Raw genomic sequence first — 21,916 nt, 5'->3', positions numbered from 1 at the left:
GACCGGGGTGGCGGAGCTGCCCGGGGGCACGGAGATGGTGATGCCGGGGGACAACGTGAACCTGGAAGTGGAGCTGATCACGCCGGTGGCGATGGAGAAGGGGCTGCGGTTCGCTATCCGCGAGGGCGGCCGCACCGTGGGCGCCGGCACCCTCACCGAGATCGTGAAATAGGGGAGTTATGCGAGAGATCGTGACCCTGCAGTGCACGGTGTGCAAAGACCGGAATTATTCGACGACCAAGAACCGGAAGACGACCACGGACCGGCTGGAGTTCAGCAAGTTCTGTCGCAAGTGCCGTAAGCACACGCCGCACAAGGAAGCGAAATGAAGAGATTGAATCATTGAATCATTTGGTCATTGAATCCTTGGGAAAGCGAATCCTTGACCCAGCTCCCAATGACTCAATGATTCAATCATTCCATGGCTCAATGAACTCAGGGGCGTAAGCTCAACGGTTAAACTGCCGGTCTCCAAAACCGGACTTGGGGGTTCGAATCCCTCCGCCCCTGCCAGGATTTTGGGCGGGCGGAACCCGGCGGGTAGGGAAGCCGGACGCAGGTTTCAGTAGCAGGAAGCAGGACAAAGGGAAGATGGCGAAGTCAGAAGCGGTGCGGCTGATGGAAGAGAACGGGGCCGTCGGGAAGGTGAAGGCATGGCCGGCGCGGATCAAGGGCTTCTACGGCGATGTGCGCACGGAGATGAAGAAGGTCTCGACGCCGTCGCGCAAGGAAGTCCAGGCGACCACCATGGTGGTGATCATCACGGTGTTCCTGTTCGGCGTCTACTTCTTCGTGATCGACAGCGTTTTGGGGCGGGCGATCGACCAATTGTTCCGCTACTTCCATTAGACAAGGGCAAGCGAGGCAGGCCCGGAGCAGCATGAACGAAGAGAACAAGACCGAGCAGGCGGAGAACGCGGCGCCCGCGTCCGCCCCCAACGGGGTGGAAGAGGCGGAAGCGCCACAGGTCCTACCCGAGCGCCCGGTGAACCCGAACATGAAGTGGTACATCGTGCACACCTATAGCGGGTTCGAGCGCAAGGTGAAGGAATCGCTGGAGTCGCGGGTGAAGGCGTTCCAGCTGGAGGAGAAGATCGGGCGAGTGCTGATTCCCACCGAACCGGTGACCGAGGTGCGCGGGGGAAAGAAGTACACGACCGAGCGCATGTTCTATCCCGGCTACGTGCTGGTGGAGATGGACCTGACCGGGTTTCGCAGCGGGGGGGATGGCGACCAGGTCTGGCACATGGTGAAGTCCACGCCCCGGGTTACCGGTTTTCTGGGCACGGCCAGCGAGCCGACGCCGCTCTCCGAGGAGGAAGTGAACCAGATCGTCTACCGGGTGGAGACCGGGCGGGAAAAGCCCAAGCTCAAGGTACGGTTCGAGAAGAACGAGACCGTCAAGATCATCGAAGGACCGTTCGCCAGCTTCACCGGAGTGGTGGACGAGGTGAACGAGGACCGGGAAACGCTGAAGGTGATGGTGACGATCTTCGGGCGGTCCACGCCGGTGGAGTTGGAATTCGGGCAAGTAGAGAAAAGCAGCTAGCAGGCGGTAGCCGGCGGCGGGCAGGCACTTTTTAGGAGCAAGGCAAGGACATGGCGGCGAAAAAAGTCTCAGGAAGCGTGAAGCTGCAGATACCGGCGGGGAAGGCGACGCCGGCGCCTCCAGTGGGGCCGGCGCTGGGCCAGGCGCAGGTCAACATCATGGAGTTCTGTAAGCAGTTCAACGCGCGCACCAGCGCCAAGGAACTGGACGGGCTGATCATCCCGGTGGTGATCACGGTCTACACCGACCGCTCGTTCACCTTCATCACCAAGACGCCTCCCGCGGCGGTGCTGCTGAAGCGGGCGGCGGGCATCGCCAAGGGTTCGGGAACGCCGAACAAGGAGAAGGTGGGCAAGGTAACCGAGAAGCAGGTGGAAGAGATCGCGCGGCAGAAGATGCCGGACCTGAACGCGGCGTCGGTGGAGAGCGCCATCAAGAGCATCAAGGGCACGGCGCGGAGTATGGGAATCGAAGTGGTGGCGTGACTGCCGAAGTGCGGAACTGCGGAATTGCGAAATTGAAGTCGCAAACACTACGGCCCGCCGAAGACGAGGCGGAGCGGTAGGAGACGGGGAACGAGATGAAGAAAGCGGGAAAGAACATCACCAAGGCGCGAGCGGCGGTGGAGAAGCGCGCCTACGTGCTGGAAGACGCGGTGCCGCTGCTGCAAAAGGTGCGCTACGCCAAGTTCGATGAGACGGTGGAAGTGAACATCCGGCTGGGTGTCGATCCCAAGCACGCCGACCAGATGGTGCGGGGCACGGTGGTGCTGCCGCACGGGCTGGGCAAGTCGAAGAAGGTGCTGGTCATCGCCAGCGGCGAGAAGGTGAAGGAGGCCGAGCAGGCAGGGGCCGACTTCGTGGGCGGCGAGGAGATGGTGGAGAAGATCCAGAAGGAGAACTGGATCGACTACGACTCGGTGATCGCCACCCCGGACATGATGAAAGCGGTGGGGCGGCTGGGCAAGATCCTGGGCCCGCGCGGCCTGATGCCCAATCCCAAGACGGGCACGGTGAGCTTCGACGTGGCCAAGGCGGTAGCGGAGATCAAGGCCGGCAAGGTTGAGTTCCGCACCGACAAGACCGCGCTGGTGCACGTGCCGGTGGGCAAGATCAGTTTTGCAGCGGAGAAGCTGGTGGAAAACGCAGCCACCGTGATCTCCAGCGTCATCAAGGCCAAGCCGACGACGGCCAAGGGCAGGTACATCAAGGGTGTCACGCTGTCCTCGACCATGGGACCGGGGATTGCGATTGATACCGCCGCGGCCGAAGCCGCGGCCAAAACATAGCTTCCAGTTTCGAGTTTTCCAGCAAGGACAAGAGAGATGGCGGTTACGAAGGCACGAAAAGTCGAGCAGGTCGAGAAGCTGAGCGCGGAACTGGCCAAGGCCAGCCACATGATCGTGGGCACTTTCTCCAAGCTCAAAGTGTCGCAGGACTTCGAACTGCGCAAGAGCGTGCGCGCAGCCGGGGCCCGTTACCGGGTGGTGAAGAACACGCTGGCCGAGCGGGCGGCACAGGGAACCGCGGTGGAAGCGGTGATGAAAGACCTGGCCGGGGTGACGTCGATCGCCTACACCGAAGGCGATCCGGTGGTGCTGGCCAAGGCGCTGGCCCGCTACGCCAAAGACAACCCGGAATACAGCTTCAAGGCGGCGGTGGTGGAAGGCCGCGCCATCACGGTGGCGGAGATCGAGGCCCTGGCGACCCTGCCCTCGCGGGAGGAGGTCCTCTCCAAGCTCCTGTTCCTCATCAACGCGCCGGCGCAGAGGCTGGTGACGGCGATGAATGCCGTGGGCAGGGATTTGGCGGTGGTGGTGAGCCAGGGAGTGGAAAAGAAGAAGTTTGCTGAGTGAATCACGGAGTCACTGAAAAACCTTTAACCAAGGCGGAGAGAGAAATGGCTGATTTGCAGCAGTTGGAAGAACAGATCGTAGGGCTGTCGCTGCTGGACGCGGCGCAGCTGGTGAAGCGCCTGGAAGAGCGTTTGGGCGTTTCGGCAGCGGCGGCGGCGCCGGTGGTGGTGGCCGGCGGAGGAGCCGCAGCGGCGGGCGCACCGGCAGCCGAGGAGAAGACGGAGTTCACCGTCGTTCTCAAGGATGTGGGCGCGAACAAGATCAACGTCATCAAGGCGGTGCGCGAAGTCACCAGCCTGGGCCTGAAGGAAGCCAAGGACCTGGTGGATGGCGCCCCCAAGGCGGTGAAGGAAGGCGTCTCCAAAGAAGAGGCAGAGAACATCAAGAAGAAGTTTACCGAGGCCGGCGCCACCGTGGAAGTGAAGTAGACGGGCGCGGTCCAGCAGCGGGGCAGACCCGCAGGCTCCCGTCTCTTCGGAGGCGGGATCAGGTAACGAGCTTCGAACTGGCGCGGCAAGTCACAATTCAGGCCATCGCAAGTGCCGCCAACGGCGCTCACGGGGAAGTTTCTCTCCGGGAGCGCTGCCGCGCTTTTCCGATCACCGAGGACCGGGCGTAGCGGCTCCGGGTCCTTGTTAAGCCGCCCCCGGCGCAGCGGGGCAGGCAGGAGCAAAGATGTCGACCAAGAACAAGGTGTTCCGCGGCCGCCTGGATTTCGCCAAGATTCCGGCCGCCCTTCAGATTCCCAACCTGATCGAAGTGCAGAAGCGGAGCTACGACCGCTTCCTGCAGATGGACAGGCTGCCGGCCGAGCGCGATGACACCGGGCTGCAGGCGGTGTTCCAGTCGGTGTTCCCCATCACCGACTTCCGCAACGTGTCGCAGTTGGACTTCGTGGACTACGCCATCGGGAACTGGGAGTGCAAGTGCGGCCACCTGAAGGGCCTGCACCACCTGCGCACGACGTGCAAGAACTGCGGCTCGACGGTGATCACCGACCCGTTCCATCCGGGGGACGTGTTGTGCGGGAAGTGCGGCACCTATAACGCCAATACGCCCGATTTCTGCGGCAAGTGCGGCGACCCGGTGGGGATGCAACTCAAGTACGACGTGGTGGAGTGCGAAGAGCGCGGCATGACCTACAGCGCGCCGCTGAAGGTGACCATTCGCCTGACCATCTTCGAGAAGGATCCGGAGACGGGCGAGCGCTCCATCCGCGACATCAAGGAGCAGGAAGTGTTCTTCGGCGACGTGCCGCTGATGACCGCGAACGGCACCTTCGTGATCAACGGGACCGAGCGAGTGATCGTGAGCCAGTTGCATCGCTCGCCGGGAGTGTTCTTCGAGACCGCCAACAACCGCACCTACTTCCTGGGGAAGATCATCCCCTACCGCGGTTCCTGGGTGGAGTTCGAGTACGACCTGAAGAACATTCTGTACGTGCGCATCGACCGCAAGCGCAAGTTCCTGGGGACCATCTTTTTGCGAGCGCTGGGGCTGCGGACGGACGAAGACATCCTGCGCACCTTCTACACCGTGGACCGCATCGCGTTGCGCGACAAGAAGCTGTTCTGGACGGTGGAGCCGACGGGGGAGAAGCCCACGCACCTGGTGGGCGCGCGGCCGGCGCACCGGGTGACCTCGAAGGGCGGGGATGAGATCGCGCACTCGGGCCGCAAGATCAACGCGGCCGTGCTGAAGGAGCTGCAGAAGGCGAAGATCGGCGAAGTGGAGATCGAGGCCACGGAACTGGACGGCGCCTGGACGGTGGCCGACATCGTGGACACCTCGAGCGGCGAGGTGCTGCTGGAGGCCAACTCCGAAATCACCAGCGACAAGCTGCTGAAGCTGATGGATGCCGGCGTGACCGAGCTGCCGGTGTTCTTCCCGGAGCGCGACGAAGTGGGGGTGATGGTGAGCCACACCCTGCGCAAGGACTCGGTGAAGACGCCGCAGGAAGCGCTGATCGAGATCTACCGCAAGCTGCGCCCGGGCGATCCGCCCACGCTGGACACGGCGACCTCGCTGTTCCACGGCATGTTCTTCGACCCTCGCAAATACGACTTTTCGCGGGTGGGCCGGCTGAAGTTCAACATCAAGCTGTTCGAGAACGCCGAAGCCACGAACCTGGATAACCGGACGCTGGAGCCGGACGACTTCTACGCCACCATCCGCTATCTCTTGAAGCTGCGGCGGAGCCTGGGTGCGGTGGACGACATCGACCACCTGGGCAACCGGCGGGTGCGCGCGGTGGGCGAGCTGCTGGAAAACCAGTTCCGCATCGGCCTGGTGCGGATGGAGCGGGCCATCAAGGAAAAGATGAGCGTGTACCAGGAGATGTCCACGGCCATGCCGCACGACCTGGTGAACGCCAAGCCGGTGATGGCGGCGATTCGCGAGTTCTTCGGGTCGAGCCAGCTTTCGCAGTTCATGGACCAGACCAATCCGCTCTCGGAGATCACGCACAAGCGGCGCCTCTCCGCGCTGGGGCCGGGTGGGCTGTCGCGCGAGCGCGCCGGGTTCGAAGTGCGCGACGTGCACCCGACGCACTACGGACGCATCTGCCCCATCGAGACGCCGGAAGGCCCGAACATCGGGCTGATCTCGTCGCTGAGCTGCTATGCGCGCATCAACGATTACGGGTTCATCGAGTCGCCCTACCGCCGGGTGAGAAGCGGCAAGGTGGTGGACTACGTCGGCATCATCAACGCCGGCGACAGCGACTACAAGGTGGGCGAGCACGTGGAGAAGCGGGAAGCCGACCGCACCAACGCCGAGCTGAAAGAGAAGCGGCGGCGGCAAGCGGAGTTCGAGCCGCATTCCTTCTACCTTTCGGCGTGGGAGGAAGACCGGCACGTGATCGCGCAGGCCAACGTGGAACTGGATGAGCACGGGCGCCTGGTGCAGGAGCTGGTGAACGCGCGCAAGGCGGGCAACTTCGTCCTGGTGCAGCGCGAGGAAGTGGACTACGTCGACGTCAGCCCCAAGCAGCTGGTGTCGGTGGCGGCGTCGCTGGTGCCGTTCCTGGAGCACGACGACGCCAACCGCGCGCTGATGGGCGCCAACATGCAACGGCAGTCGGTGCCGCTGCTGCGCGCGGAAGCGCCGCTGGTGGGCACGGGCATGGAGGGCGTGACGGCACGGGACTCGGGCGCGGTGGTGCTGGCGCGGCGCAGCGGCATCGTGGACTCGGTGGATTCGGAGCGCATCATCGTGCGCGTGGAGGGCGAGCACCATCCGGGACAGCTCTCGCGCGAAGTGGGCTCGGATATCTATCAGCTCACCAAATTCAAGCGCTCCAACCAGAACACCTGCATCAACCAGAAACCGGTGGTGAAGAAGGGCGAGCGGGTAGAGAAGGGCACGGTCATCGCCGACGGCCCGTGCACCGACCGGGGCGAGCTGGCGCTGGGACGGAACGTCCTGGTGGCCTTCATGCCCTGGCGCGGGTACAACTTCGAGGACGCCATCCTGGTGAGCGAAAAACTGGTTCGCGACGACTACTACACTTCGGTGCACATCGAAGAGTTCGAGATCGAGGCGCGCGACACCAAGCTGGGACCGGAAGAGATCACCCGCGACATCCCCAACGTCAGCGAATCGGCGCTGCGCGACCTGGATGAGAGCGGCGTGATCCGCATCGGCGCGACGGTGAAACCGGGCGACATCCTGGTGGGCAAGGTGACGCCCAAGGGCGAGACCCAACTGACGCCGGAAGAGAAGCTGCTGCGCGCCATCTTCGGGGAAAAGGCCGGAGACGTGCGCGACGCGTCGCTCACCTGCCCTCCGGGCATCGAGGGCACGGTGGTGGACGTGAAGATCTTCTCCCGCAAAGGACAGGAGAAAGACGAGCGCGCCAAAGCCATCGAAGGGACGCAGATCGAGAAGCTGGAGAAGAACCTGGCCGACGAGATCCGCATTCTGACCGACGAACGGCTGAAGCGGCTGGAGGCAATCCTGGGCGGCAAGGAGGTGCAGGCCGACCTGCACGACGAGCGCACCAACAAGCGCCTGCTGACCAAGGAAACCATCCTCGACCGCGACACCATCGAGCGCATCGCGACCCGCAACCTGAAGCGCATCAAGTTCGCCGACAAGGACCCGCGGGTGAACGAGCAGATCGATGAGATCGAGGAGATGACTTCGCGGCAGATCGACGTGCTGCGCAAGATCATGCGGGAGCGCGAAGACAAGCTGAAGAAAGGCGATGAGCTGCCGCCGGGCGTCATCAAGCTGGTGAAGGTGTACATCGCCATGAAACGCAAGCTGAGCGTGGGCGACAAGATGGCCGGCCGCCACGGAAACAAGGGCGTGATCGCACGCATCCTGCCGGAAGAGGACATGCCGTACCTGGCCGACGGGACGCCGGTGGAGATCGTGCTGAACCCGCTGGGCGTGCCCAGCCGCATGAACGTGGGCCAGATCCTGGAAACCCACCTGGGCTGGGCGGCACACGAACTGGGGCAGCGCATCCGCAAGCTGATGGAAGAGAACTCGCGAGCGGAAGTGATGCGGCGCGAACTGAAGCAGATCTTTAGGGCCAGCACGTTCGTGGGAGTCATCGCGGAGATGGAAGACGACGAACTGGAATCGCTGGCCGGGACCATGACCCGGGGCGCGTATTTCTCGTCGCCGGTGTTCGACGGCGCGCGCGAAACGGAGATCAAGTCGCTGCTGAAAGAGGCGGGACTACCGGAGTCGGGCAAGGTGGATCTCTACGACGGCATGACCGGCGACAAGTTCGAACAGCCGGTCACGGTGGGCTACATCTACATGCTCAAGCTGTCGCACCTGGTCGACGACAAGATCCACGCGCGCTCCATCGGACCGTACTCGTTGATCACGCAGCAGCCGCTGGGCGGCAAGGCGCAGTTCGGCGGACAGCGCTTCGGCGAAATGGAAGTGTGGGCGCTGGAAGCGTACGGCGCCGCCTACATCCTGCAGGAACTGCTGACCGCGAAGTCCGACGACGTCTACGGCCGCACGAAGATCTACGAGGCCATCGTCAAGGGCGAAGCGGCCATCGAGCCGGGCGTGCCGGAGTCGTTCAACGTGCTGATTCGTGAGTTGCAGTCGCTGTGCCTGGACGTGGAACTGCTGAAGATGCACAACGGCAGGAAGGCACCCACACCCGCCGCAGCGGACTAGGAGTTTCGCCGCGTTACCCGGAGAGCTCCCTCCGGGCGCGCGGAAACCAGGAACCGGGAGCCGCGTCGCGGCGGGCGTGACCGCCGCAGGAAGCAGAGGACCACTTGTTCCGTTCGAACCCGTACGACATCGGACACATGACCGCAGACTTCGACGCCATCCGCATCAGCCTAGCCTCGCCGGAGAAGATCCGCAGCTGGTCGCACGGCGAGGTTACCAAGCCGGAGACGATCAACTACCGCACCTTCAAGCCGGAGCGGGACGGGCTGTTCTGCGCCCGCATCTTCGGCCCGGTGACCGACTGGGAGTGCCTGTGCGGCAAGTACAAGCGCATGAAGCACCGCGGAGTGATCTGCGACAAGTGCGGCGTCGAGGTGACGCTTTCCAAGGTGCGTCGCGAGCGCCTGGGCCACATCGAGCTGGCCTCGCCCTGCTCCCATGTGTGGTTCTTCAAGGGCTTGCCCAGCCGCATCGGGCACCTGCTGGACATCTCCCTGCGCGACCTGGAGTCGGTGCTGTACTTCGAAGCTTACGTCGTGGTGGAAACGGGCGACGCGCCGGTGAAGGAAAAGGAAGTCCTGCGCGAAGAGCAGCGCTACCGCGAACTGGATCAGCAGTACCGCGCCACCGGCTTCAAGGCCATGATGGGCGCCGAAGCCATCAAGGAGCTGTTGAAGCGGGTGGAGGTGGAAGAGCTTTCCACCGAGCTGCGCGACAAGATGAAGCACGAGTCTTCGCTGCAGAAGCGTCTGAAGCACGCCAAGCGGCTGAAGGTGGTGGAGGCCTTCCGCAAGAGCGGCAACCGGCCGCAGTGGATGATCCTGGACGTGCTTCCGGTCATCCCTCCGGAGCTGCGTCCCCTGGTGCCGCTGGACGGCGGGCGGTTCGCGACCAGCGATTTGAACGATCTGTACCGGCGGGTCATCAACCGCAACAACCGGCTGAAGAAGCTGATGGACCTGCATGCTCCCGAAGTCATCGTGCGCAACGAGAAGCGCATGTTGCAGGAGGCGGTGGACGCGCTGTTCGACAACGGCCGCCGCGGCCGCGTGCTGCGTGGCGCCAACAACCGTCCTCTGAAGTCGCTCTCGGACACGCTCAAGGGCAAGCAGGGACGCTTCCGCCAGAACCTGCTGGGCAAGCGCGTGGATTACAGCGGCCGCTCGGTGATCGTGGTGGGACCGGAACTGAAGCTGCACCAGTGCGGCCTGCCCAAGAAGATGGCGCTGGAGCTGTTCAAGCCCTTCATCTATCACCGGCTGGAACAGACCGGCCACTGCACCACCATCAAGCAAGCCAAGGAACTGGTGGAGATGCAGGAGTCGGTGGTCTGGGACATCCTGGAGGAGGTCATCAAGGATCACCCGGTGCTGCTGAACCGAGCCCCGACCCTGCATCGGTTGGGCATCCAGGCGTTCGAGCCGGTGCTGGTGGAGGGCAAAGCGATCAAGATCCACCCGCTGGTGTGCACGGCATTCAACGCGGATTTCGACGGCGACCAGATGGCGGTGCATATCCCGCTGTCGCCGGAGGCGCAGGTGGAGGCGAGCGTGCTGATGCTCTCCTCGCACAACATCCTGTCGCCGGCATCGGGCCAGCCCATCACCGTGCCCACACAGGACATGGTGCTCGGCCTTTACTACCTCACCAAGGCCAAGCCGGGAGCCAAGGGCGAAGGCCGCGCCTTTGCCAACATCGACGAAGTGCTGCTGGCGCTGGAGGCGGGCGAGGTGGAGACGCTCACGCCCATCCGTCTGCGCTACACCGGGCAGGTGCTCGATCTGACCACCGCCTACGACGACCAGGACGTACTGCACACCGAGCCGGTGCAGTACGAGCGGCAGTACATCAAGACCACGGTGGGCCGCGCCATCTTCAACGACCACCTGTCCGAGGGTATGCCCTACATCAACGGGCTGCTGAAGAAGAAGGGGGTCGGGCAGCTGGTGAACTTCTGCTACCTGCGCTTCGGCCTGGAAGCCACGGTGAAGATGCTGGATGAGATCAAGGAACTGGGGTTCCTGTACGCCACCCGGGCGGGACTCTCCATCGGCATCGACGACATGGTGATCCCGGAGCACAAAGCGAAGCTGGTGAGCGAGGCGCAGAAGCAGGTGATCGGCGTGCAGCAGCAGTATCTGGACGGCGCCATCACCAACGGCGAGCGCTACAACAAGGTGATCGAGATCTGGTCGTCGATCACGGAGAAGGTGGCCGACGAAATGTTCTCGGTCATGCAGGACCAGGACCGTTCGGGCCAGATCAACCCGATTTACATCATGGCGGACTCGGGCGCCCGCGGCTCGAAGCAGCAGATCCGGCAGCTCTCCGGCATGCGCGGGCTGATGGCCAAGCCCTCGGGCGAGATCATCGAGACGCCGATCACCGCGAACTTCCGCGAAGGGTTGACGGTGCTGCAGTACTTCATTTCGACCCACGGCGCGCGCAAGGGCCTGGCGGACACGGCGCTCAAGACGGCCGATTCCGGCTACCTGACACGGCGCCTGGTAGACGTGGCCCAAGACGTGATCGTCAGCGAGGTCGACTGCGGCACGCTGGACGGCATCTACGTAGGTTCCATCGTGGAGTCGGGCGAGATCATCGAGCCGCTGCGTGACCGCATCGTGGGCCGCGTGTCGCTGGAGAAGATCAAGGACTACGAAGGCAACGTCATCGTGGACGTCAACCAGGACATCACTGAAGACCTGGCCGGCAGCATCCAGGCGGCGGGCATCGAGAAGGTGAAGATCCGCTCGGTGCTGACCTGCGAGTCCAAGCGCGGGGTGTGCGTCATGTGCTACGGGCGCAACCTGGCGGGCGGCAAGCTGGTAGAGCTGGGCGAGGCCGTGGGCGTGATCGCGGCCCAGTCCATCGGGGAACCGGGCACGCAGCTCACCATGCGTACCTTCCACATCGGGGGCACGGCGTCGCGGGTGTCGGAGCAGTCGCGCCTGGAGGCCAAGAACAACGGCATCTTGCGCTTCCAGAACCTGCAGGCAGTGCGCTCCAAGGACGGCACGCTGGTGGTGATGAACCGCACCGGTTCTATCACCATCGTGGACGAGAAAGGCCGCGAGAAGGAGCGCTACTCGGTGGTGTACGGCGCCAAGGTCAAGGTGGAGGACAGTCAGGAGGTCACACTCGGCCAGGTGCTGGTGGAGTGGGATCCCTACACCTTCTCCATCCTGACTGAAATCGGCGGCGCGGCCCAGTACAAGGACCTGGAGGAGGGCCTGACGCTGCATGAGGAAGTGGACGAAGTCACAGGCCTCTCGCGCCACGTGGTGACCGACACCCAGGATGAGAAGCGCCAGCCGGCCGTGATCATCAAGGGCAAGAGCACCAAGCGCTACCTGATGCCCTCGCGCGCCCACCTGATGGTGGCCGAAGGCGACACCGTGTATCCGGGCGACGTGCTGGCCAAGATCCCGCGCGAAACCACGAAGACCAAGGACATCACCGGCGGACTGCCGCGGGTGGTGGAACTGTTCGAGGCCCGCAAGCCGCGCGAGACCGCGGTGATCAGCGAGATCGACGGCGTGGTGAAGTTCGGCGAGATCAGCAAGGGCACGCGCAAGGTGTACGTGGTCAATGAAAACGGCACCCAGAAGGAATACTCGCTGCCGCGCGGCGTGCACGTGAACGTGCAGGAAGGCGAGCGAGTGCGTGCCGGCGAACCGCTGATGGACGGCCCGCTGAACCCGCATGACATCCTGGCGGTGCTGGGCGAGAAGGAGCTGCAGGCATACCTGGTGAACGAGATCCAGGAGGTGTACCGGTTGCAGGGCGTCACCATCAGCGACAAGCACATCGAGGTGATCGTGCGCCAGATGATGCGCTGGGTGAAGGTGGAGGACGTGGGCGACACGCAGTTCCTGTTGGATCAGCAGGTGGACAAGTTCCGCTTCCGCGAGGAGAACGAGCGGGTGATCGCTTCCGGCGGCCGCCCCTCGACCGGACGTCCGCTGCTGCTGGGCATCACCAAGGCGTCGCTCTCGACCGAATCCTTCATCTCCGCAGCCTCCTTCCAGGAGACGACGCGGGTGCTCACCGAGGCCTCCATCCAGGGCGCGGTGGACCACCTGCGCGGGCTGAAAGAGAACGTGATCGTAGGCCGCCTGATTCCCGCGGGCACCGGCATGGAGTATTATCGCGACGTCCGTCTCTCGCCGGAACTGGAGGAGGCGGCGGCCAAGGTGCAGGAGGAAGTCTCGGCCGCGTACGAAGAGGCGGAGCGTGCCCTCGAGTTGTTGCGCCAGGAGGGCGATGGCGAGGGAGAAGAGCTAGCGGCAGAGTAGTTGCAGTCGCCTTACAGCAGGCGGCATGCGGGGACCTGGGGCCAAACTACGAGCGATACGGCGGCGGCTCGGCCTCACGATGCGTGAGGTCGAGGCGGCCAGCCGCCTGGTGGCGCGGCGGCGGGGGTCGTCCCGTTACATGGTGCTGGCCAGCCGTCTCTCCGACATCGAGAACCGAGGCTCCCAGCCGACGGTCTACCGCTTGTATTCGCTGGCCGTGATTTACGGCCAAAGCCTGCTGCGATTGCTCTCCTGGTATGGAGTGACACCCGCAACGGTGGTCGCCGACCGCCGATGGATGCGTGGCCGGCGGACGTAGGCTCGCCTGGGCTCACGGTTGGAAACTGAGGCCCTCGCTGCGCTCGGGATATCGTCAGCGGGCTCTCGCTCGGCTCGCGTGACTCGCCTCGGTTCACGCCCGCTAAGCGGCTCAACATTGCGCCGGCCCGGCCCGGGCATTAAGCTAACGGCCACTGCCGGCGGGCCCGGGACGCCGGACCCGCCGACTCACATATGCTGAAATTCGTGAACGAGCTGCGGCGGGCCTTCTGGCGCGCCTTCGAGGACAACTGCTTCGCCATCGCCAAGGCTTCGGCCTACTCCTCGATTCTGGCTCTGTTTCCGGCGCTGCTGCTGGTGGCCTCGGTGCTGGCGGCGTCCCGCCAGACGGAGGCCTTTCTGCGCGAGATCGCGTTCGCCGTGGGCCGGGTGCTGCCGCCCGGCGCTGCGGCCACGGCCCGGCATCTGATTGAGACCGCCGCACCACAACCCATGCGCCCGCTGTTCCTCGGGACCGTGTTCACGCTGCTGGCCGCCAGCGGAATCATGATTTCCTGGATGGAGGGCTTTCGCAACGCCTACCGCCTGCCCAAGACTTGGGGATTCTGGAAGGAACGCGCCATCGCTCTGTTGCTGGTACTGCTGGCCCTGGTGCCGCTCAGCCTGGCCACCATGCTGGTGGGCTTCGGGGCCCAGATCGAGACCTGGATGTTGTTCCAGAGCACGAAGCAATTGAGCCAGTACATCTTTCTGTTCTTCACTGCGGTGCGATGGCTGATTGCCATTCTGACCTCGATCGCGGTGATTGCGCTCATCTACCACAACGGGGTGCCGCGCACACAGCCCTGGCACCGGGTGCTGCCGGGAGCGGTGGTAGCGACTTTTCTGTGGCTGTTTACCACGGCACTGTTCGCGTGGTACGTGAAGACCTTCACGGTCTATAGCGTGGTGTACGGCTCGCTGGGCGCAGCCATCGCGCTGCTGGTCTGGATGTACCTGGTGTCCATCGTGATCATGGTGGGCGCCGAGTTCAACGCCATCCGCTACCCGCGCACGGTGGGAGACCGGCGGCATGCGCCCCGGCCGCATCTGCCGAGAGAGAGGGTGGAGAGCGTACAGCAGGCACACTCATGAGGAAAGCCAAGATCGTCTGCACCGTCGGACCGGCGAGCGCGTCCGAGGCCGGGCTACGCGAGCTGGTGCGTGCGGGCATGGACGTGGCCCGGCTGAATTTTTCGCATGGCACGCACGCCGAGCATGCCGCGCGCATCCGCCTGCTGCGCGCCGTGGCGGAAAAGGAAGGACGCACGCTGTGCATCCTGCAGGACCTGCAGGGTCCGAAGATCCGCACCGGACGCCTGAAGAACCGGAAGCCGGTCGTGCTGCGCGAGGGCGCGCGGATCACCATTACGCCGCGGGACGTGGCCGGCACGGCAACGCGCATCCCCACCACCTTTCCCACCCTGGCGCGCGAAGTACGCCCGGGAGCGCGCATCCTTCTGGCCGACGGCCTGATCGAGCTGCGGGTGGCGGCGGTGCACGGCGCGGACGTCGAGTGCGAGGTGGTGAACGGCGGCCTGCTGGCCGAGCACCAGGGCATCAACCTGCCGGGGACGGCGCTGCGCGTGCCGTCGCTCACGGAAAAGGATGTGGACGACCTGGGGTTCGGCCTGCGCCACGGAGTAGACATGGTCGCGGTGTCGTTCGTGCGTTCGGCGCGCGACGTCAACGAAGCCAAGCGGCGCATCGCCGAGCACGGCTCCGACGTACCGGTGATCGCCAAGTTGGAGAAGCCGCAGGCCATCCGCCATCTGGAGGAGATTCTGGAGGCGGCGGACGGAGTTATGGTGGCCCGCGGCGACCTGGGGGTGGAGATGCCCGCCGAGCAGGTGCCGGTGATCCAGAAGCACATCATCAAGCGTGCCGCGGCCTGGCGCAAACCGGTGATCACCGCGACGCAGATGCTGGAGTCCATGATCGAGCATCCGCGGCCCACGCGGGCCGAAGCTTCCGACGTCGCCAACGCCATCTTCGACGGCACCGACGCCGCCATGCTCTCCGGCGAGACCGCCTCCGGCAAGTACCCGCGCGAAGCAGTGCTGACCATGGCGCGCATCATCCACGAGGCCGAGAACCACATGGGCGATTCCGGACCGCGGCGGCGGCGTGAGGACGCGGGACTCTCCATCGCCGAGGCCATCTGCGAGTCCGTGGCCCACGCGGCGCAGAACCTGGACATGCGCGCCATCGCCGTGTTCACCGAAACCGGCAACACCGCGCGCCTGATTTCCAAGTACCGTCCCAAGCCGCGCATCTTCGCGTTCACGGCCAGCCCGGAAGTGCGCAACCGGCTGAACCTGCTGTGGGGCGTGCGGCCCATGCATTCCGAAAAGGCGCCCACGTCGGACGACATGGCGCGCGTCGCCGAGCAAACGCTGCTGGAGAGGGGCGTGGTCAAGCGGGGCGAGGTGGTGGGCGTGGTGGCAGGGACGCAGATGGCGTCGGGGTCCACCAACTTCATGCGCTTGCACGTGGTGGGGAGTTTGCTCGGGGCGCCTTCGACGCCACCGTCAAAGCGAAAACGCCGCACGCAGCGTTGAATAGACCTGACCCGGGCGAGAATTGTCTGAGCCGCGCTAGTGGACCCAGGGTCCGCGGTGCTCGCCGTTGCCTTTGCCGGGGGGCGGAGCATCGGAGTCTTGATCATGCGCGCTCTTGCGTTCATAGTCGCGCATGTAGACCTCGAACTGGCGGGCAGCTTGGCGGCGCCTCCAGCGATGCCAGGCATTGCGCAGCCCGTACCAGGCTTCACTCAAGCCTCCGCTTATGCGGCCGCGCATCAACTGGCGGGCGTACAGGACCCCGAACAACAGCCCACCCAGGTGAGCCAGGTGCGCGATCCCGCTGCGCTCTTGCAGCGCCCCGATCACCGAGATGACCACCAGGAAGCCCACCCAATAGCGCGCTTTCAGCGGGATGGGGATGGGCAAGATGATGATGCGGCGGTCGCCGTAGATGGTGGCAAAAGCGCCCAGGATGCCGTATACGCCGCCGGAGGCGCCGATGGTGGGAGCCTGCATGCTTACCAGCACGCCGGCGAGCGCCATCAGCACCGTGACCGCGGCAGCGCCCGTCAGGCTGAGGAAGTAAAGATCGAGGAAGCGGCGGCGTCCCCAGGCCAGTTCCAGGTCGGTGCCGAACATCCACAGGATGAGCATGTTGTACAGCAGGTGGAAGAAGCCACCGTGCAGGAAGGCGTACGTCACCAGTTGCCAGATCCAGCCCTTCACCACCAGGCCAGGCACCAGGCCGAATGTGTACACGAAGCTCGCAGCCAGCCGCGGCGAGGCGAATCCTGCCAGCAGCGTGAGCAAGAAGATGGCAGCGTTGCCGAATACCAGCCACTTCATCGTGCGAGTGAAGGGCGGAAAACTGAGCGTGACTTCGTATCCGCGAGGCATGGAAAGCAGTGGCCAGTGACCAGTGGTCAGAGTAACAGGTTTGTTGCAGCAGCGTGAACGGTCACCGCTCCGGCACCGGCACGACGGTCAGACTGCGGTGGCCTTTGGCGTCCAAGGCGCGCACCGCGAAGACGACGTTGTCCTTGGACATGTTGAGCGTGGCGCGCGTGACGTTGCCCACCGGTTTCACGTTTTCCCAGTAGGCCGCGGTGGTGGAGCGCCACAGCACTTCGTAGCCGGTGGCCAGGCCGCCGGGAGAAGGCTCCCAGACGATGGTCGAATCGTTCTCCAGTTCCTTGGTCAGCAGGCGGACATTGGCCGGGGGCGCGGGCGCAGAAGCGAGCGATGCCAGGGCAGCGGCGTTCAAGCGCGCGACGTTGGCCACGTACTCGTAGTCCACGAACTTGGGCAGGTCGCCGTACTCGACGCCGTTTTCCGTGCGGATGTTCTGGTGCTGGTGGTTGTAGTCTTCGCGAAACTCGGTGAAGCGCACGGCGGCGTAGCCGAACTCGTTGAAGGAAGTGTGGTCGCCGCCGCGCAGGTAGCGGTCGCGGCGGAAGACCGGCAGGGGACCGAACGGTCCGCGCAGGTACTGGCGCGCGATGTCGTGGACGTAACGCGCGAGCTGGCGCGAGCCGGAGTCGTTCTCGCCGCCGGTGGCGCGGATCAGACGCAGCTCCTGTTCGCCGGCGCGCAGGGGGATGCCCTCGGAGAACACGCGCACGAGGTTGGGATTGCGCAGCCGGTCGCCGGGCGTGCGGTTGCCACCCACGATGTCGTTGTTCAGCACGCCGCCGATGTCCAGGTTCTTCTCGCGTGCGGTGCGCGCGAAATGGCGGCTTCCGAACAGTCCCTGCTCCTCCCCGGCTACGGCCATGAACACGATGGTCGCCGGGAAACGGTACTGGCTGAGGACGCGGGCGCACTCCAGGCTCACGGCGGTGCCGCTGGCGTCGTCGTTGGCGCCGGGAGCGTCGCCCTGAGCGTCGAGTGGATCGGAGTTGCGGGAGTCGTAGTGGCCAGTCACCACATAGATGCGGCCGGCGTTGGCTGCATCCGTGCCGCGTTGCGTCGCGACGACGTTGACGATCTCCGTGGGTTGCGGCACGCGGTCGGCCGGCGGCTGCGTGTAGCTCTGGAACTCCACCGTCAAGCAGCCGCCACAGGCCCGAGAGTAACCCTCGAACTCCTGCTTGATCCATTGCCGGGCGGCGCCGATGCCGCGCCCGGAGCGCACCCCTTCGGGATCGGCCGCGGAGAGCGTGTGGCGCGTCCCGAAGCTGACCAGCTTCTCGATATTGGCGCGGATACGGGCCGCCGAAACCTGGCGCAAAGCCGCGGCGATCTGCGGGTCAGCGGGACTTAGGTTCGGCGAGGCCGTCGTCCGAGCACCTTGGGCGGCGGCTCCAGCGACCAGCGCCAGGGGCAGCATGAAAGCAAGGGCAGGGCTTGGGAAGTGCACGCGTCCTCCTGCGGAATTTTCAGATTGCGAGCGCGCAACTTGACGCTGGCGCGAAGAGTCTCTAAATATAACAGGGGCGCCGCGCCCGGCGTCCAATCCCCTGAGGAGGCACTCATGGTGTCTTGTCCGGAATGCGAAGCGAACCTGGACTTTGAAGAGGACGAGGTCGACGAGGGCGAAATCGTCTCCTGTCCCGACTGTGGCGCCGACTACGAGGTGGTCGGCACCGAACCGCTGCAATTGGTGAAGGTCGAGGAAGAAGAGGAAGAAGACGAGCACGAGGAAGAAGAAAGCGAGGACGGTGACTACTCCTAGCGCGGTTCGCGCCCTGCTTTTCCTGCTGCTGGCCGCCGTGTGCAGTGCGGTGACCTGGGGCACGCCGGCAAAACCCGGCGCGACTGGCGGCGCTTCGAGTTGGGCCGCCGAACCGAAAGAAGACCCCCGCAAGCCCTACGCGCTGATCTTTGGGACTGTCTGGGGGCCGGATTCGCGGCCGGTGCAGGGAGTGAAGGTCAAGGTCCGCCGCGCCCAGGAGAAAAAAGCGCGCTGGGAGATGTATTCGGACCGGCGCGGCGAGTTCGCAGTTCGCCTCCCCGCCGGCAAGCAGGAGTACGTGGTCTGGGCGGACGTGAAAGGCCCCAAGGACCGACCCAAACCGGAGGTCCGGGTGCAGATCGAAAATGATGAGCGCGCCGACATCGGCTTGCATCTAACGGAATAGTGAGGGGTAACGACTTGAGCCGTAAGTCCTTTGTTTTGTTAGTGCTGTTCGCGATGATGGGGTCTGCTCTGGCGGCCTTTGCGGCCGACGAGCAGGATAACACCCGTGCGCTCTCCGGGCAGGTCATAACTCCCAACAATGACCCGCTGCCCAACGCTGTGGTGTACCTGAAGAACCAGAAGACGCTGGGAGTGAAGACCTTCATCGCCGAAGCCGACGGCGGCTACCGCTTCGGCGGCCTCTCGCCCAACGTGGATTACCAGATCTACGCCGAGTACCAAGGCAAGCGCTCGGACACCAAGACGCTGAGCTCGTTCGACAGCCGCAAGAAGGTCGTCATCCACCTGAAGATCGACGCCGAGAAGTAAGCGGGAATTCGGAGCAAGCAACAAGGCCGCCCGATGGGCGGCCTTAGCAATTGCTTGACGCGGCCGCTAGTTCTGCCCGTTGCCCGCGCGCTTCAGCGACATCAGTTCCTCGATGGTCGAGGTGGCGCTGGAAGCGGAGTGCTTGTAGGCTTCGACTTCGGCGCGGCTGCCTTCCTTGCCGGCCGTGCGCAGGCTGAGCCCGATCTTTTTCTCCTGCGGGCTCATCTTAAGGATGCGGAAGTTGTGCTCGGAGCCGGGTTCCAGCTTGGTCTGCGTGCCGTGCTCATCCACGGCTTCCGAAGTGTGGCACAGGCCCTCGACGCCGTCCGCTACTTCCACAAAGAAGCCGAAGGGAGCGGAACGCACCACTTTGCCGTGGACCACATCGCCGGCATGGTGGCTGTTGCAGAACGCTTCCCAGGCGTCGGGCTGGAGCTGCTTGATGCCCAGCGACAGGCGGCGGTTCTTGCTGTCGATGGACAGGATGACGGTCTTCACCCGGTCGCCCTTCTTCAGCACTTCCGAGGGATGCTTGACGCGCTTGGTCCAACTGATGTCGGAAACGTGCACCAGGCCGTCGATGCCGTCTTCGATCTCCACGAAGGCGCCGAACTCGGTGAGGTTGCGCACCCGGCCTTCCACCACGGTGCCGGCCGGGAAGCGCTCCTGCAGCGATTCCCAGGGATTGGCCAGAAGCTGGCGCAGGCCGAGCGAGATGCGGCGTTCGCCGGGATTCACGTCGAGCACCACGACTTCGACCTCATCGCCCACCTTGACGATCTTCGACGGGTGCTTCATGCGCTTGGACCAGGTCATCTCGCTGACGTGCACCAGGCCCTCGATGCCCTGCTCCAGCTCGATGAAGGCGCCGTAATCGGTCACCGAAATGACGCGGCCCTTCACGCGAGCGCTCACCGGATAGCGGTGCGCCGCGTCCAGCCACGGGTCCGGGGTCAGTTGCTTGAAGCCCAGGGAAACCCGCTGCTTTTCCTTGTCGAACTTGAGGACTTTCACCTGGATCTCGTCGCCCACGTGGACCAGGTCGCGGGGATGCGTGAGCCGGCCCCAGGACATGTCGGTGATGTGCAGCAGGCCGTCAATGCCGCCCAGGTCGATGAACGCGCCGTAGTCGGTGAGGTTCTTGACGGTGCCGGTGAGCACCGAACCTTCTTCCAGATGCTCGAGGGTCTTGGAGCGCTTGGCGGCAACCTCTTCCTCAAGAAGCTGCTTGCGCGAAACCACGATGTTGCCGCGCTTCTTGTTCAGCTTGACGATGCGGACGTCGAATTCCTGACCCACCAGCGAATCCAGGTTGCGCACCGGGCGGACGTCGGCCTGCGAGCCAGGGAGGAAGGCGCGCGCGCCGATATCCACGGAAAGGCCGCCCTTCACGCGCTCCACCACCCGCCCATGGATGGCTCGGTTCTCGTGGTAGGCCTTCTCGATGTCGTCCCACACCTTCAGCCGCTGGGCTTTCTCGTGGGAGAGCAGGACGTAGCCTTCTTCGTGCTCTCCGCGCTCCAGCATCACCGGGATCTCGTCCCCCGGCTGCACTTTGACGTTGCCTTCATGGTCCTGGAACTGGGCGATGGGCACCAGGCCCTCGGACTTGAAACCCACGTCCACCACGACGTGGGTGGGCGTGATCTTGAGCACAGTGCCGGTGTGGACCTTGTCGTCCAGCACGCTGCCTTCGGTTTCGGCCGTGTAGGTTTCGAGTGCCTGGGCGAAGTCTACGGTTTCCTTCTCGCCCGCGGGCTCAGGAGGCGCAGCCGCCGCAACCGGCGCCGCAGCAGCGGCCGGCGGCTCGGGCACGGACTGGGTCTCAGCAACGACGGGCGCTTCGGCGGTCGCTTCCGGGTTGTTCGGGTTGTCTTCGGTGTGGGTCGGGTTCGGGTTCGACAAAGTCGTGTCCTGTTCAAGCTCCGTTTCGCGCATGCGGAAAGCGGAGCCTTCGAGAAAAATTCGCGGACTGCTGGCGCAACGCTCTCTGGAATGAGACGCCCGTGTCGTGACGACAGCGGGCTTGGGACTCCAGCGGCCGGGGCCTGCAGCGCGAAAGGCGCGCCACAGGACTCAAAAACTATAGCAACCGCGCTTTTGGGGTGTCAAACCAGCGCCCCGGATTCTTCGATGCGATTACGGCGCCCCACGCTGCCCGCTAAGCTTGGGCCGCCCGTCCCCACTCTGGTACCCTTGCCCGACCATGGATTACCTGTGGACGCCGTGGCGCTACGCCTACGTCACCCAGACGGACAAGACGCCGGGCTGCATCTTCTGCGAGAAGATCAAGGAAAAGGACGACCGCAAGGCGCTCATCGTGCACCGCGGTCCGCGCTGCTACATCCTGCTCAACGCCTATCCCTACACGCCCGGGCACGTGATGGTGGTGCCGTATGAGCATCTCGACGAATTGCAGAAATTGCCTGCGCCCACCGCCCAGGAGATGATGGTGCTCTCGCAGCGCATGGAAGGCGTGCTGCGCGAACTCTACAAACCGGACGGCATCAACCTGGGGATGAACATCGGCAAAGCCGCCGGCGCCGGCGTGGCCGGGCACGTCCACCTGCACATTTTGCCGCGCTGGGTGGCGGACTCGAATTTCATGTCCGCCGTGGCCGAAACCAGGGTGCTGCCGGAGACGCTGGAGACGACCTGGGAAAGGGTGAAGGGAAAACTACAGGATTGAATCATTGAATCAATGAGTCAGTGAATCAATGAAAAGCAAGACCAGCCCCCGCTTCGGATGTCGTGCAATGATTGAATGATTGACTG

18 protein-coding genes and 1 tRNA gene are annotated in these 21,916 nt (G+C 64.3%); 16 read left to right on the top strand and 3 right to left on the bottom strand.

Annotated features, from left to right (window positions below):
* The first annotated feature begins 437 nt into the window (after positions 1-437).
* From VLE48_14830 to pyk, 12 genes are all read left to right on the top strand, one after another.
* Positions 438-513: transfer RNA gene (locus VLE48_14830), tRNA-Trp, on the top strand.
* A gap of 78 nt (positions 514-591) precedes the next feature.
* Positions 592-849 carry a preprotein translocase subunit SecE gene (secE, locus tag VLE48_14825; GenBank protein HSA94285.1) on the top strand — a complete coding sequence of 86 codons (258 nt, stop codon included), beginning with the start codon at positions 592-594 and terminating at the stop codon, positions 847-849.
* 31 nt (positions 850-880) lie between these two features.
* Positions 881-1,549 (top strand): transcription termination/antitermination protein NusG, encoded by a 669-nt coding sequence (gene nusG / locus VLE48_14820; GenBank protein HSA94284.1) that lies wholly within the window; start codon positions 881-883, stop codon positions 1,547-1,549.
* A gap of 50 nt (positions 1,550-1,599) precedes the next feature.
* Entirely contained in the window at positions 1,600-2,034 is a 435-nt protein-coding gene (gene rplK, locus VLE48_14815; GenBank protein ID HSA94283.1) for a 50S ribosomal protein L11, read from the top strand.
* 95 nt (positions 2,035-2,129) lie between these two features.
* Positions 2,130-2,837: a 50S ribosomal protein L1 gene (gene rplA, locus VLE48_14810; GenBank protein HSA94282.1), complete on the top strand. Its 708-nt coding sequence runs from the start codon at positions 2,130-2,132 to the stop codon at positions 2,835-2,837.
* Positions 2,838-2,873: 36 nt separating this feature from the next.
* A complete protein-coding gene (gene rplJ / locus VLE48_14805; GenBank protein HSA94281.1) occupies positions 2,874-3,404 on the top strand; it encodes a 50S ribosomal protein L10 in 531 nt (176 codons plus the stop codon).
* A 44-nt stretch (positions 3,405-3,448) separates the two neighbouring features.
* Positions 3,449-3,832: a 50S ribosomal protein L7/L12 gene (gene rplL, locus VLE48_14800; GenBank protein HSA94280.1), complete on the top strand. Its 384-nt coding sequence runs from the start codon at positions 3,449-3,451 to the stop codon at positions 3,830-3,832.
* A gap of 247 nt (positions 3,833-4,079) precedes the next feature.
* Complete coding sequence (gene rpoB / locus VLE48_14795) at positions 4,080-8,552, top strand: DNA-directed RNA polymerase subunit beta (protein ID HSA94279.1); 4,473 nt, start codon at positions 4,080-4,082, stop codon at positions 8,550-8,552.
* A 104-nt stretch (positions 8,553-8,656) separates the two neighbouring features.
* On the top strand, positions 8,657-12,850 hold the full coding sequence (gene rpoC, locus VLE48_14790) for a DNA-directed RNA polymerase subunit beta' (GenBank protein HSA94278.1): 4,194 nt from the start codon (positions 8,657-8,659) through the stop codon (positions 12,848-12,850).
* Positions 12,851-12,929: 79 nt separating this feature from the next.
* On the top strand, positions 12,930-13,169 hold the full coding sequence (locus VLE48_14785; protein ID HSA94277.1) for a hypothetical protein: 240 nt from the start codon (positions 12,930-12,932) through the stop codon (positions 13,167-13,169).
* Between the two features lie 194 nt (positions 13,170-13,363).
* The gene (locus tag VLE48_14780; GenBank protein HSA94276.1) at positions 13,364-14,263 is read left to right on the top strand and encodes a YihY/virulence factor BrkB family protein; all 900 of its coding nucleotides are present in this window, start codon (positions 13,364-13,366) and stop codon (positions 14,261-14,263) included.
* Complete coding sequence (gene pyk, locus VLE48_14775) at positions 14,260-15,729, top strand: pyruvate kinase (protein ID HSA94275.1); 1,470 nt, start codon at positions 14,260-14,262, stop codon at positions 15,727-15,729. Before VLE48_14780 ends, pyk begins: the two co-directional genes overlap by 4 nt.
* Before the next feature lie 36 nt (positions 15,730-15,765).
* Here the strand turns inward: pyk and VLE48_14770 are convergent, their stop codons facing one another.
* Together VLE48_14770 and VLE48_14765 are read right to left on the bottom strand one after the other, a co-directional pair.
* Positions 15,766-16,590: a rhomboid family intramembrane serine protease gene (locus tag VLE48_14770; protein HSA94274.1), complete on the bottom strand. Its 825-nt coding sequence runs from the start codon at positions 16,588-16,590 to the stop codon at positions 15,766-15,768.
* Positions 16,591-16,651: 61 nt separating this feature from the next.
* Positions 16,652-18,052, bottom strand: coding sequence for a M28 family metallopeptidase (locus tag VLE48_14765; GenBank protein HSA94273.1), 1,401 nt, complete (start codon positions 18,050-18,052; stop codon positions 16,652-16,654).
* A gap of 114 nt (positions 18,053-18,166) precedes the next feature.
* On the opposite strand from VLE48_14765, the gene VLE48_14760 reads away from it, so the two are divergent.
* From VLE48_14760 to VLE48_14750, 3 genes are read left to right on the top strand one after another with little or no spacing between them, the layout of a single operon-like run.
* Positions 18,167-18,367 (top strand): hypothetical protein, encoded by a 201-nt coding sequence (locus VLE48_14760; protein HSA94272.1) that lies wholly within the window; start codon positions 18,167-18,169, stop codon positions 18,365-18,367.
* Positions 18,354-18,773 (top strand): carboxypeptidase-like regulatory domain-containing protein, encoded by a 420-nt coding sequence (locus VLE48_14755; protein HSA94271.1) that lies wholly within the window; start codon positions 18,354-18,356, stop codon positions 18,771-18,773. Before VLE48_14760 ends, VLE48_14755 begins: the two co-directional genes overlap by 14 nt.
* Before the next feature lie 14 nt (positions 18,774-18,787).
* Positions 18,788-19,141 (top strand): carboxypeptidase-like regulatory domain-containing protein, encoded by a 354-nt coding sequence (locus tag VLE48_14750; protein HSA94270.1) that lies wholly within the window; start codon positions 18,788-18,790, stop codon positions 19,139-19,141.
* Between the two features lie 66 nt (positions 19,142-19,207).
* Here the strand turns inward: VLE48_14750 and VLE48_14745 are convergent, their stop codons facing one another.
* Entirely contained in the window at positions 19,208-21,079 is a 1,872-nt protein-coding gene (locus VLE48_14745; protein ID HSA94269.1) for a 30S ribosomal protein S1, read from the bottom strand.
* A gap of 268 nt (positions 21,080-21,347) precedes the next feature.
* On the opposite strand from VLE48_14745, the gene VLE48_14740 reads away from it, so the two are divergent.
* Positions 21,348-21,830 carry an HIT domain-containing protein gene (locus VLE48_14740; protein ID HSA94268.1) on the top strand — a complete coding sequence of 161 codons (483 nt, stop codon included), beginning with the start codon at positions 21,348-21,350 and terminating at the stop codon, positions 21,828-21,830.
* Positions 21,831-21,916 lie beyond the last annotated feature (86 nt).

The sequence above is a fragment of the Terriglobales bacterium genome (assembly GCA_035454605.1).
Taxonomy (GTDB): domain Bacteria; phylum Acidobacteriota; class Terriglobia; order Terriglobales; family Acidobacteriaceae; genus DATMAB01.
Note: the sequence above shows the minus strand (reverse complement) of the source record. Positions and strands in the feature narration are given on the sequence as shown.